Origin of the sequence: Microbacterium sp. NPDC089321, assembly GCF_040684935.1 — a bacterium.
GTDB lineage: Bacteria > Actinomycetota > Actinomycetes > Actinomycetales > Microbacteriaceae > Microbacterium.
In genome coordinates, this window is sequence record NZ_JBFBGX010000002.1 from 463,573 (window position 1) to 475,467 (window position 11,895).

General features: G+C 68.8%; 13 protein-coding genes. 10 read left to right on the forward strand and 3 right to left on the reverse strand.

What is annotated here, in order from left to right:
- Positions 1-39: 39 nt before the first annotated feature.
- From AB0N59_RS10200 to AB0N59_RS10220, 5 genes are all read left to right on the forward strand, one after another.
- Complete coding sequence (locus tag AB0N59_RS10200; RefSeq protein WP_363482423.1) at positions 40-2,322, forward strand: polyribonucleotide nucleotidyltransferase; 2,283 nt, start codon at positions 40-42, stop codon at positions 2,320-2,322.
- 217 nt (positions 2,323-2,539) lie between these two features.
- Positions 2,540-3,565: an aldo/keto reductase gene (locus AB0N59_RS10205; protein ID WP_363482426.1), complete on the forward strand. Its 1,026-nt coding sequence runs from the start codon at positions 2,540-2,542 to the stop codon at positions 3,563-3,565.
- 102 nt (positions 3,566-3,667) lie between these two features.
- Positions 3,668-4,270, forward strand: coding sequence for a histidine phosphatase family protein (locus AB0N59_RS10210; RefSeq protein WP_204976246.1), 603 nt, complete (start codon positions 3,668-3,670; stop codon positions 4,268-4,270).
- A 49-nt stretch (positions 4,271-4,319) separates the two neighbouring features.
- Entirely contained in the window at positions 4,320-5,063 is a 744-nt protein-coding gene (gene dapB, locus AB0N59_RS10215) for a 4-hydroxy-tetrahydrodipicolinate reductase (protein WP_363482431.1), read from the forward strand.
- Positions 5,063-5,506, forward strand: coding sequence for a hypothetical protein (locus AB0N59_RS10220; RefSeq protein WP_363482434.1), 444 nt, complete (start codon positions 5,063-5,065; stop codon positions 5,504-5,506). Before dapB ends, AB0N59_RS10220 begins: the two co-directional genes overlap by 1 nt.
- A gap of 12 nt (positions 5,507-5,518) precedes the next feature.
- Here the strand turns inward: AB0N59_RS10220 and AB0N59_RS10225 are convergent, their stop codons facing one another.
- The 3 genes from AB0N59_RS10225 to AB0N59_RS10235 all read right to left on the reverse strand — a co-directional run bounded on the left by AB0N59_RS10225 (position 5,519) and on the right by AB0N59_RS10235 (position 7,025).
- On the reverse strand, positions 5,519-5,944 hold the full coding sequence (locus AB0N59_RS10225; protein ID WP_363482437.1) for an OsmC family peroxiredoxin: 426 nt from the start codon (positions 5,942-5,944) through the stop codon (positions 5,519-5,521).
- 89 nt (positions 5,945-6,033) lie between these two features.
- The gene (locus tag AB0N59_RS10230; RefSeq protein ID WP_363482440.1) at positions 6,034-6,606 is read right to left on the reverse strand and encodes a DUF4395 domain-containing protein; all 573 of its coding nucleotides are present in this window, start codon (positions 6,604-6,606) and stop codon (positions 6,034-6,036) included.
- Entirely contained in the window at positions 6,603-7,025 is a 423-nt protein-coding gene (locus AB0N59_RS10235; protein ID WP_363482442.1) for a thioredoxin family protein, read from the reverse strand. The genes AB0N59_RS10230 and AB0N59_RS10235 overlap by 4 nt, the downstream gene beginning before the upstream one ends.
- Before the next feature lie 68 nt (positions 7,026-7,093).
- On the opposite strand from AB0N59_RS10235, the gene AB0N59_RS10240 reads away from it, so the two are divergent.
- From AB0N59_RS10240 to AB0N59_RS10260, 5 genes are read left to right on the forward strand one after another with little or no spacing between them, the layout of a single operon-like run.
- The gene (locus AB0N59_RS10240; protein ID WP_363482445.1) at positions 7,094-7,903 is read left to right on the forward strand and encodes a thymidylate synthase; all 810 of its coding nucleotides are present in this window, start codon (positions 7,094-7,096) and stop codon (positions 7,901-7,903) included.
- Complete coding sequence (locus AB0N59_RS10245; protein ID WP_363482448.1) at positions 7,900-8,376, forward strand: dihydrofolate reductase; 477 nt, start codon at positions 7,900-7,902, stop codon at positions 8,374-8,376. The genes AB0N59_RS10240 and AB0N59_RS10245 overlap by 4 nt, the downstream gene beginning before the upstream one ends.
- Positions 8,376-9,137 carry an SDR family NAD(P)-dependent oxidoreductase gene (locus AB0N59_RS10250; protein WP_363482450.1) on the forward strand — a complete coding sequence of 254 codons (762 nt, stop codon included), beginning with the start codon at positions 8,376-8,378 and terminating at the stop codon, positions 9,135-9,137. The genes AB0N59_RS10245 and AB0N59_RS10250 overlap by 1 nt, the downstream gene beginning before the upstream one ends.
- Before the next feature lie 43 nt (positions 9,138-9,180).
- Positions 9,181-10,158 (forward strand): 4-hydroxy-tetrahydrodipicolinate synthase, encoded by a 978-nt coding sequence (dapA, locus tag AB0N59_RS10255; RefSeq protein ID WP_363482453.1) that lies wholly within the window; start codon positions 9,181-9,183, stop codon positions 10,156-10,158.
- Positions 10,159-10,218: 60 nt separating this feature from the next.
- A complete protein-coding gene (locus AB0N59_RS10260) occupies positions 10,219-11,895 on the forward strand; it encodes a ribonuclease J (protein WP_363482456.1) in 1,677 nt (558 codons plus the stop codon).

Below are 11,895 nucleotides of genomic sequence, written 5' to 3' on the forward strand. Positions count from 1 at the left end.
ACACGGGCGTGCGAGCCTAAACAAAGAAGGAGAGACCTCTTGGAAGGTCCTGAAATCACTGCCACCGAGGCCGTTCTCGACAACGGCCGCTTCGGCACCCGCACCGTCCGCTTCGAGACCGGACGCCTCGCCCAGCAGGCGCAGGGCTCGGTCGCGGCCTACCTCGACGACGAGACCATGCTCCTGTCGGCCACCAGCGCGGGCAAGCACCCGCGCGAGGGCTTCGACTTCTTCCCGCTGACGGTCGACGTCGAGGAGCGCTCGTACGCCGCCGGAAAGATCCCCGGCTCGTTCTTCCGCCGCGAGGGTCGCCCCTCGACCGAGGCGATCCTCGTCTGCCGTCTGATCGACCGCCCGCTGCGCCCGTCGTTCGTCGACGGTCTGCGCAACGAGGTCCAGATCGTCATCACCGTGCTGTCGATCGCCCCTGGCGAGTACTACGACGCTCTGGCGATCAACGCGGCGTCCGCCTCGACCCAGATCTCGGGTCTGCCGTTCTCCGGCCCGATCGCCGGCGTCCGCCTGGCCTTCATCCCCGGCCACGGCGAGCACGCCGACCAGTGGGTCGCGTTCCCGACCGCGGAGCAGGTCTCCGAGGCCGTGTTCGACCTGATCGTCGCCGGTCGCGTCGTGACCAAGGCCGACGGCACCGAGGATGTGGCGATCATGATGGTCGAGGCCGAGGCGACCGAGGGCAGCTGGAACCTCATCAAGGCCGGTGCCACCAAGCCGAACGAGGACGTCGTGGCCGAGGGCCTCGAGGCCTCGAAGCCGTTCATCGCGCAGCTCGTGAAGGCTCAGGCCGAGCTGGCCGCGACCGCCTCGAAGGAGCCGGGCGTCTACCCGGTCTTCCCGGCGTACAGCAGCGAGGTCTACGACTTCGTCGCCGGCCGCGCGTACGACGAGCTCGTCGGGGTGTACCAGATCGCCGACAAGCAGGAGCGCCAGAGCGCCGACGACGCGATCAAGGACCGCGTCAAGGCGGAGCTCATCGAGGCCACCGAGGCGGGCGACCTGCCCGCGGCGGCCCCGCTGGAGTTCTCGGCCGCCTACAAGTCGGTCACCAAGAAGATCGTGCGCGGACGCATCCTCACCGACGGTGTGCGCATCGACGGCCGCGGCCTGGCGGACATCCGCCCGCTCGACGCGGAGGTGCAGGTCATCCCGCGCGTGCACGGCTCGGCGATCTTCCAGCGCGGCGAGACCCAGATCATGGGCGTCACCACGCTGAACATGCTCAAGATGGAGCAGCAGATCGACTCGCTGTCGCCCACGACGAGCAAGCGCTACATGCACCACTACAACTTCCCGCCCTACTCGACCGGTGAGACCGGCCGCGTGGGCTCGCCGAAGCGACGCGAGATCGGGCACGGCTTCCTCGCCGAGCGCGCCCTCGTGCCGGTGCTGCCCAGCCGCGAGGAGTTCCCCTACGCGATCCGCCAGGTCTCCGAGGCGCTGAGCTCGAACGGCTCCACCTCGATGGGCTCCGTCTGCGCGTCGACCCTGTCGCTGCTGAACGCCGGTGTGCCGCTGCGCGCACCTGTCGCGGGCATCGCGATGGGCCTCGTGTCCGACGAGGTCGACGGTGAGACCCGCTACGCGGCACTCACCGACATCCTCGGTGCCGAGGACGCCCTCGGCGACATGGACTTCAAGGTCGCCGGCACCAGCGAGTTCGTCACGGCGATCCAGCTCGACACCAAGCTCGACGGCATCCCGTCGTCGGTGCTGGCCGGTGCGCTGACGCAGGCGCGCGACGCTCGTCTGACGATCCTCAACGTGCTGAACGCCGCGATCGACGCCCCCGACGAGATGGCGCCCACCGCGCCGCGCGTCATCAGCGTCCAGATCCCAGTCGACAAGATCGGCGAGCTGATCGGGCCCAAGGGCAAGACGATCAACGCGATCCAGGACGAGACCGGCGCGCAGATCTCCATCGAGGAGGACGGCACCGTCTACATCGGCGCGACCGACGGCCCCTCGGCCGAGGCCGCCCGTGCCCAGGTGAACGCGATCGCCAACCCCACCAACCCGGAGGTCGGCGAGCAGTTCCTCGGCACCGTCGTGAAGATCGCCACCTTCGGCGCCTTTGTGTCGCTGCTGCCCGGCAAGGACGGTCTGCTGCACGTCACCGAGGTGCGCAAGCTCGCCGGCGGCAAGCGCGTCGAGAACGTCGACGATGTGCTCTCGGTCGGCCAGAAGCTGCTCGTGCGCATCACGAAGATCGACGACCGCGGCAAGCTGTCGCTCGAGCCGGTCATCGACGACGCACCCTCCGAGGGTGCGGCGGAGACCGCCTCGGCGGAGACCGCTGAGGCGTGAGCCGATCGGATGCCGGTGACCGGCGTCCGTGACTGAGAGACCCGGGATCGTTCGCCCACGGCGGTGATCCCGGGTCTTTTCGTATCCGATGTGATCGAACCGTTACGAGAACTTCGCGGTCAACCTCCTGTCGTGACCGGAACGGCCCGCGTCCTCACCTAACCTCGAAGTACGCACCGGGGGGTGCGCCAGCCACAGCAGTCGCGGGGGTGGGGATGTGAAGCTCTTCGGCACAGGCACAGCCGACACACCGACGAGCACCGCGCCCGGGCTCGACTCGCATCCGTCCGCGCCGATCCCGGTGATCGGCCCTGGCGTGGGCGAGGGCATACGCGTGCCGCTCGGTGAGACGGGGCACTCGATCTTCCCCCTCATGCTGGGGGCCGCCGAGTTCGGCTGGAGCACCGATCAGCTCACGAGCGGCAGCATCCTTGACCGCTATGTCGAGTTCGGCGGCAACGCGGTGCACACCGCCGACGGCTTCTCGGGCGGGCGCAGCGAGCACATCATCGGCCAGTGGCTGCGTGCGCGGGGGATCCGCGATCAGATCACGCTCAGTGTGCGCATCGGCTCGCACGCCGACAACCCCGGGCTCGGTTCGGTCAACCTCGTGCGCGCGGTCGAGGGATCGCTGACGCGGCTCGACGTCGACTGCATAGACGTTCTCTACCTCGACGCCTCCCTCGACGGCACCACCGTACTGGAAGACACTCTCGCGACGGTGGAGTGGCTGCGCGATGCCGGGAAGATCCGGTCGGTCGGCGCCTTCCGGTTCGCGCCGGAGCGACTCGTCGAGGCACGCATCCTCGCCTCCGCGGGCTACCCCCGCATCGAGGTGGTCGATGAGCCGTACAACCTCGTTCGCCGTTCGGGGCTCGAAGGCGACCTGCGCCTGGTCGCGGCAGCGCAGAACCTTGCCGTCACCCCTTCGCACGCGCTCGAGCACGGCTTCCTCTCGGGCCGGCACCGGCGCAAGTCATCGGTCAGCGGCGTGCGAGGCGAGCAGATGAAGGGAAACCTCAACCGCCGGGGCATCAGGGTGCTCCGCGTGCTCGACAGGATCGCCGAGGAGCTCTCGGTGCCCGTGGCGGCGGTGTCGATCGCCTGGCTGCTGGCGCAGCGCACGGTCGTGGCGCCCATCGTGAACGCCTTCGCGCCGCAGCACGTCGAGGAGCTCATGCAGGGCGCAGGGGTGTCGCTCCTGCGATCGCACGTCGCGGAGCTCACCCGCGCGGGCGATTGAGCGCACGTTCTTTTCGGCATGCGTCGCGCATCCGCGTCTCGTCGGTGGCGTGACCTAAGCTGGAGTCGCCCCTCTGACACGACGGGCTGAAGCGAGCGAGCAGTGACGCACTACATATATCTGGTCAGACACGGTGAACACCAGGATGCCGAGCACGGCGTCGATGACGGACCCCTCTCGCCTCGCGGTCAGCGTCAGGCGGAGCTGATCGCAGACCGCCTGTCGGGGTTGCCGCTCGACGCGGTCTGGCACTCCCCGCTTCTGCGTGCGGCGGAGACCGCACGGACGATCGCGGCGCGCCTTCCCTCTGTCGACCCGGTGCCGTCGGCTCTGCTCTTCGACTGCGTGCCCAGTGGCATGAGCGAGGATGTGCCGTCGGTCTACGAGCCCTTCTTCGGCTCGGTGAGCGACGCCGAGATCGAGGCCGGATCAGCTCAGATGGCAGACGCCGTGGGCGAGTTCCTGCGTCGCCGCAACGGCGACGTGCATGAGGTGCTGATCACCCACAACTTCGTCATCTCATGGTTCGTGCGCGAGGTGCTGGGCGCGCCGGACTGGCGCTGGATGACCCTCAACCAGGCGCACTGCGGGCTGACAGTCATCGCGCAGAAGCAGGGGCGCCCGTGGACGCTGCTGAGTCACAACGATCTCGGTCATCTGCCGATGGAGCTGCGCACCGGCCTGCCCGAGGGCGCTCTGGTCTGAACCGGTCACGTCGGCCGGCCCGCATCGAGCGCGAATCTAGACTGGAGTCATGACGACACAGGTCGCCCTCGTCGGCGGTACAGGCTCACTCGGTCGCATCATCCACGGGGTGATCGACCAGCTCGACGGCTTCGACGTGCGCTCGGTGCTCGGATCCGCGAGCGATCTCGATGAGATCGACGGTGCGGACCTCGTCGTCGACGCCTCGACCCCTGCGGTCAGCATCGATGTGGTCCGGGCGGCGATCGAGCGGGGGATCAACGTGCTGGTGGGCACCTCGGGGTGGTCGCAGGAGCGCATCGCGCTGGTTCGCCCGCTCGTCGAATCGGCCGGCACCGGGGCGGTCTTCATCCCCAACTTCTCACTCGGCTCGGCGCTGGGTTCAGCCCTCGCCGCGGCAGCCGCACCGTTCTTCCCGTCCGCAGAGATCATCGAGGCGCACCACGACCGCAAGATCGATTCGCCCAGCGGCACCGCGGTGCGCACCGCCGAGCTGATGGTGACGGCGCGGGAGGCGCAGGGGCCGTTCCAGGCTCCCCACGTCGATCAGCGCGCTCGAGGACAGCAGGTCGCCGGCGTGCCCGTGCATTCACTGCGTCGTCCCGGCGTGATCGCCAAGCAGGAGGCGATCCTCTCCGGGCCGGGGGAGTCGCTCACCATCGTGCACGACACCATCGACTCGGCCACGGCGTACGCGCCCGGCATCCGTCTCGCCGTGCCGTTCGCCCGGGACGCGCGCGGTGTCGTCGTCGGCCTCGAGAACCTCGTCGACATCGGCATCCGGACCCGTTGATGAGCTCGCGCATCGGCGTCGTCGTCATGGGGGCCGCCCTGCTGCTCTACGTGGTGATCGCGGGCTGGCTGGCCGTGATGTTCCTGAGGGTCGCGACCCCGGTGTCGATAGGCATGGCGATCGCGTTGATCGTCATCGCACCGATCGGGGCGTGGGCGCTCGTGCGTGAACTGTCCTTCGGCTTCGCGGCTGATCGGCTCGGGCGCGTCCTGGATGCCGAAGGAGGGATGCCGGAGGCGCCGGAGCGGGTCACGCCGAGCGGACGCCTCCTGCGCGACGACGTGGATCCGTTCATCGCACGCTACAGCGCGGCGGCTGACGCCGAGCCGGGCGACTGGCGGGCGCGCTACCGTCTGGGCGTCGTTCAGGATGCCGCAGGACGGCGAAAGGACGCCAGGGCCAGCATCCGCGAGGCGATCAGACTCTCACGCATCCGGCCCTGACGTCCGCCGTGGTCAGGCGAGGCTGGCCTCGAGGGTGATGTCGATCCCGGCGAGAGCCTGCGAGACCGGGCATCCGGTCTTGGCGCCCTCGGCGATCTCCTGGAACTTCTCGGGGGTGAGACCGGGAACGGTCGCATTGACGTTCAGGTGGCTGCCCGTGATGCCGACGCCCGGCTTGAAGGTGACGGAGGCGGAGGTGTTCACGCGCTCCGGCGGAGTGCCGTTCTCGGCCAGGGCGTGCGAGAGAGCCATGCTGAAGCAGGAGGCGTGAGCCGCGGCGATCAGCTCCTCGGGCGTGGTGGTCGAATCGGATCCCTCGCTGCGCGCCTTCCAGTCGATGGGGAAGGTGCCGAGGTTCGAGCTCGAGAAGGCGACCGTGCCCGAGCCCTCCATCAGGGATCCGGTCCAGGTGGTGGCGGCTTCACTGGTGACGGTCATGGTTCCTCCGAGAATCGCTCGTCGCATCGCGCCGCGGGTTCGCGCCGCCTGGCCAGCCTATCCAGAGCCGGGCCGCGTCGGAACAGCGATCAGGCGGCCGTTCCGCGGCGTCCGAGCACGCCTGCGCGCTGCAGCAGCAGATACATCTGGCAGCCGAGGCAGAAGCCGAAGGCGGCGTTGAGGAAGGCTGCCATGAACGCGGCCGCCGTGGCGATCGGAAGGGCCAGGGGAACACCGGCGAGGTGCAGCACCAGGCCCAGGCCGACCACGACCAGACCGACGCCCTGGGCGAAGCGCGGCGGGCGCGGGTCCTCGAGCTCAGCCGGCGGTGCGAGGCGAGGGCGCACGACCGTGCGGAAGAGCACCGCCCACGGCGACGTGGCGGGGGACACCACTCCCCAGACGAACAGCGCGGCGACGATCGACGCCACGATGAAGCCGGGGTCTGCCGCACGCTCGCCGATGGGCGCCGACATGATGGCCCAGCCGCCGGAGAACGAGGACGAGGCGAGAAGCTGGTATGCGAACCATCCGAAAGTGGCACTCGAGCTCGTCACGGCGATGCCGGTGAGTGCCAGGATCGTCGCGGCCAGCAGCAGCGCCGATGTGATCCACGCGGCGAACCGCGGGCCTCTGGGGTCGATTCCGTCCGGAGCGGTCATGGGGTCTCCTGCAATGCGGGCAGCTCGTCCAGAGCGGCGATGACGTCGTCGCGGCGGGGTACGCCGACGAAGCGGGCGACGACCCGCGCGTCGGGGCCGACGAGCAGAGTCGTGGGGGTGGTCAGCACGCGGTTGTCGGATGCCAGGTCTGGGCGATGGGTGAGATCGACCTCGTGCACGTCGACGGCCCCTCGCTCGGAGGCCAGTGCGTGCAGCATCCGGCGCACCTGCGGACAGCGCGCGCAGGTCTCGGTGCTGAAGAGCACGAGTGCGGCGCGCCCCCGGAGCAGACCCAGCCGATCGAGGTCGAGGACGCCCGTCGCGCGGCGGCGGCCGTCCCTGAGCCGCCATAGCATCCCGGCGGCCACCGTGACCGCCAGCAGGACGCCGACGGTGAGAAGGGCGGTCGAGAGGGGCATGCGTCGAGGCTACGCCGAACGACGTCGACTCCGCCGAGTGTGACATCGGGTGACGTATCGTTGCAGGCATGAGTGCAGTCGTGCCCACGCCCTATGAAGACCTGCTCCGCGACGTGCTGGAATCCGGCACTCATAAGGACGACCGCACCGGCACGGGCACCACGAGCGTCTTCGGGCGGCAGATCCGATTCGACCTCTCGAAGGGCTTCCCGCTCATCACGACCAAGCGGGTGCACTTCAAATCGATCGCGTACGAGCTGCTGTGGTTCCTGCGCGGTGACTCGAACGTGCGGTGGCTGCAGGAGAACGGCGTCACGATCTGGGACGAGTGGGCGGACGCCGAAGGCGACCTCGGGCCCGTCTACGGGGTGCAGTGGCGGTCGTGGCCCACGCCCGACGGCGGTCACATCGACCAGCTGTCGGAGGTCATCGAGCAGATCAAGGCGACCCCCGACTCGCGTCGGCTGATCGTGTCAGCCTGGAACCCCGCCGACATCCCCGACATGGCGCTCGCCCCCTGCCACGCGATGTTCCAGTTCTATGTAGCCGACGGCCGGCTCTCGTGCCAGCTGTATCAGCGCAGCGCCGATCTCTTCCTCGGCGTCCCCTTCAACATCGCCTCCTATGCACTGCTGACCCTGATGGTCGCGCAGCAGACGGGGCTCAAGCCCGGCGACTTCGTCTGGACAGGTGGCGACTGCCACATCTACGACAACCACGTCGAGCAGGTGCGAGAGCAGCTCACCCGCGAGCCGTACCCGTACCCCTCGCTGTCGATCGCCCGCACGCCCGCGTCGATCCTCGATTACCGCTACGACGACTTCGTCGTCGAGGGGTACCAGCACCACCCGGCCATCCGCGCGGCGGTGGCCGTATGACCTGGGCAGGCCTGATCTGGGCTCAATCGAAGAACGGCGTGATCGGCGCCGGAGGCGGGATGCCCTGGCACGTGCCGGAGGACCTCGCGCACTTCAAGGAGGTCACGCTCGGAGCCCCAGTGATCATGGGCCGGCGCACCTGGGACTCGCTGCCCGAGCGCTTCCGGCCGCTGCCCGATCGCGAGAACATCGTCATCACGCGCAGTCAGGGCTGGCACGCGGACGGTGCGCGACGCGCGTCGGGCGTCGAGGACGCGGTTCGCGGCCTGGAGCGAGTCTGGATCATCGGCGGAGCGGAGATCTTCCGCCAGGTGATCGGCGACGCCGACCGCCTCGAGATCACCGAACTGGACCTCGAGGTCGACGGTGATGCGTTCGCGCCGCCGATCGACGGCTGGCGTCTCGTCGACGAGGGGGAGTGGCAGACGTCCCGTACAGGCATCCGGTACCGCTTCCTCGGATACGAGCGCTGATGCCCACCGCACTCATCACGGGAGCCAGCGCCGGACTCGGCGCGGAGTTCGCACGTCAGCTCGCAGCCCGTCAGGCGGACCTGGTGCTCGTCGCCCGCAGCGCTGACGCTCTCGAGTCCCTTGCGCAGCGGCTGCGCGACGAGCATGGCGTTCACGTCGAGGTCATCACCGCCGATCTCGCCGTCGAGGCGGAGGTGCAGCGCATCGCCGATCGGCTCGCCGATCCCGCAGCTCCCGTCGATCTGCTGGTGAACAACGCGGGCTTCGGCCTGCCACTGCACTTCGCCGACAACGACGTCGATGACGAGGTGCGCCACCTGCGTGTGCACGTCGAGGCGTCGATGCGCCTCATGCACGCCGCGCTCCGCAGCATGCGCGGCCGGGGAGGGCGGATCATCAACGTCGCCTCGGTCGCCGGTTTCATCTCCCGGTCGACGTACTCCGCCTGCAAGTCCTGGCTCATCGGGTTCAGCCGCTGGGCCAACGCGGAGTACGGCAGGGACGGCGTCAGCGTCACGGCGCTCTGCCCCGGATTCACGCATACGAGCTTCCACGAGCGCATGGGCCTGGCGCCAGGCCAGGAGGGCGTGCCTGCGGCGCTGTGGCTCGACGCGTCCCGCGTCGTCCGCGTCGGGCTCCGAGACGCCTCGCTCGGCCGAGCCGTCTCGATTCCGTCGACCAGGTACAAGCTCATCGTCGCGCTCGCCCGCGTGCTGCCGAGCGGGCTCACGTCGGGTGTCGCCCGCCGCGGTCGCGTGTGACGCACCGTCCCGATCCGTGGCCCCGAAACGCTACGCTGAGAGGATGACGCACGCGGAAAATCCCTTCGGGCAGGTACTCGTCGCACTCGTGACGCCGATGACCGCCGACGGCGAGGTCGACTGGCCCGCAACCGAGCGGCACATGGACCGCGTCATCACCGATGGAGCAGACGGCATCGTCGTCACGGGCACCACGGGTGAGACCTCCACCCTCACCGACGACGAGAAGATCCGTCTGGTCGAGGTCGGCAAGGACGTCTCGGCCGGCCGCGCCAAGATCATCACCGGCGGCGGATCCAACGAGACCGCGCACGCCATCGAGCTGTACAAGGCGAGTGAGAAGGCCGGCGCAGACGGCATCATGATCGTCACGCCGTACTACAACAAGCCCACGCAGGCGGGCATCCTCACCCACTTCCGGCTCGTGGCGGATGCCACGGACCTGCCTGTCATCCTCTACGACATCCCCGGCCGCACCGGTGTGCCGATCAAGTACGAGACGATCCTGCGTCTCGCCAAGCATCCGAACATCCTCGCCGTCAAAGATGCCAAGGGCGACTTCAGCGAGGTCAGCCGCGTGCTGAACCAGACCGACCTGATGTACTTCTCGGGCGATGACTCGAACGTGCTCCCGCACCTGTCGATCGGCGCCACGGGGCTGATCGGCGTGACCGCGAACATCACCTCAGCCCCGTACCGCACGATCGTCGACGCGGTGAACCGCGGCGACCTCGCCACCGCCACGGCCGAGCACAAGCGTCTCGAGCCGCTCGTGCGCGCGGCGATGACGCACGTGCCTGGCACGGTCGCGGCCAAGTACATCCTGCACGGACTGGGCCGCATCACCAGCCCCCGCGTGCGCCTGCCGCTTGTCGGCCCCGAGGAGTGGGAGGCGGCCCTCATCGAGGACGAGCTCGCGCTCGTCAAGGACGTCGCGGGAGCAGACTTCTCGAACTTCCGCCCCGACCGCAATGCGGCCGCAGGCGGAGCACTGCCCAAGGTGCACGGCACCACACGATGAGCGCGTCTTCGCGCTGACAACGACATGACCGGGCACCGCGTGCCCGCCTGAGGAGACTGAATGTCCTTCCCCCTCGCCGAACCCGAGCCGCTCGCACCCGGAACGCTGCGGGTCACCCCGCTGGGCGGTCTGGGCGAGGTCGGTCGCAACATGACCGTCTTCGAGTACGAGGGCAAGATCCTCATCGTCGACTGCGGTGTGCTCTTCCCCGAAGAGCACCAGCCGGGCGTCGACCTGATCCTGCCCGACTTCGAGCCCATCAAGCATCGCCTCGACGACGTGGTCGGCGTCGTGCTCACCCACGGGCACGAAGACCACATCGGCGCCGTGCCGTACCTCCTGCGGTTGAAGCAGGACATCCCCCTGATCGGCTCGGGCCTCACGCTCGCGCTCGTGGAGGCGAAGCTCAAGGAACATCGCATCAAGCCCTTCACCCTGACGGTGAAGGAGGGTCAGGAGGAGAAGGTCGGACCGTTCGATCTCGAGTTCGTCGCGGTCAACCACTCGATCCCGGATGCCCTGGCCGTCGCCATCCGCACCCCTGCCGGGCTCGCGCTGGCCACCGGCGACTTCAAGATGGACCAGCTGCCGCTCGACGGCCGCATCACCGATCTGCGTGCCTTCGCCCGCCTGGGTGAGGAGGGCGTCGACCTGTTCCTCGTCGACTCCACCAATGCCGACGTCCCGGGCTTCACGCCCACCGAGCGCTCGATCGGACCGGTGCTCGAGCAGGTCATCGGCAAGGCGCGTCGCCGCGTGATCGTGGCCAGCTTCTCGAGCCACGTGCACCGCGTGCAGCAGGTCATCGACGCCGCGCATGCGCACGGTCGTCGTGTCGCCTTCCTCGGCCGCAGCATGGTGCGCAACATGACCATCGCCGAGCAGCTGGGCTACCTGAAGGTGCCGGCGAACGTGCTGATCGACTACAAGAAGGCCCGTGACCTGCCCGACGACAAGATCGTGTACATGTCGACGGGCTCGCAGGGCGAGCCGATGGCCGTGCTCAGCCGGATGGCGAACCTCGACCACGCGATCGAGCCGGGCGAGGGCGACACCGTCATCCTCGCCTCGAGCCTGATCCCCGGAAACGAGAACGCCGTCTACCGCGTGATCGACGGGCTCACCAAGCTCGGCGCCGACGTCGTGCACAAGGCCAACGCCCAGGTGCACGTCTCCGGACACGCAGCCGCCGGTGAGCTGATCTACTGCTACAACATCCTCAAGCCGAAGAACGTCCTTCCCGTGCACGGCGAGTACCGCCACCTCATCGCGAATGCGAAGCTGGCGCAGGCGACGGGCATCCCCGAGGAGCGCACGATCGTCGGCGGCAACGGCACCATCATCGACCTGCGCGACGGCGAGGCCCGCGTCGCGGGACAGCTCGACATCGGATTCGTGTACGTCGACGGCTCGACCGTCGGCGGCATCACCGACGCCGACCTCAAGGATCGGCGGATCCTCGGCGAAGAGGGCTTCGTGTCGATCATCGTCGTCGTCGACTCGTCGACCGGTCGCATCGTCTCGGGCCCCGAGATCCACGCGCGCGGCGTCGCAGAGGACGACAGGGTCTTCGACGACATCACGCCGAAGATCGTCGCGGCGCTGGAAGAGGCGGCCCGCAACGGCGTGCGCGACAACCACGCGCTGTCGCAGATCATCCGCCGCACGATCGGCCGCTGGGTCAACCAGAAGCTGCGTCGTCGCCCGATGATCGTGCCGCTCGTCATCGAGGCCTGA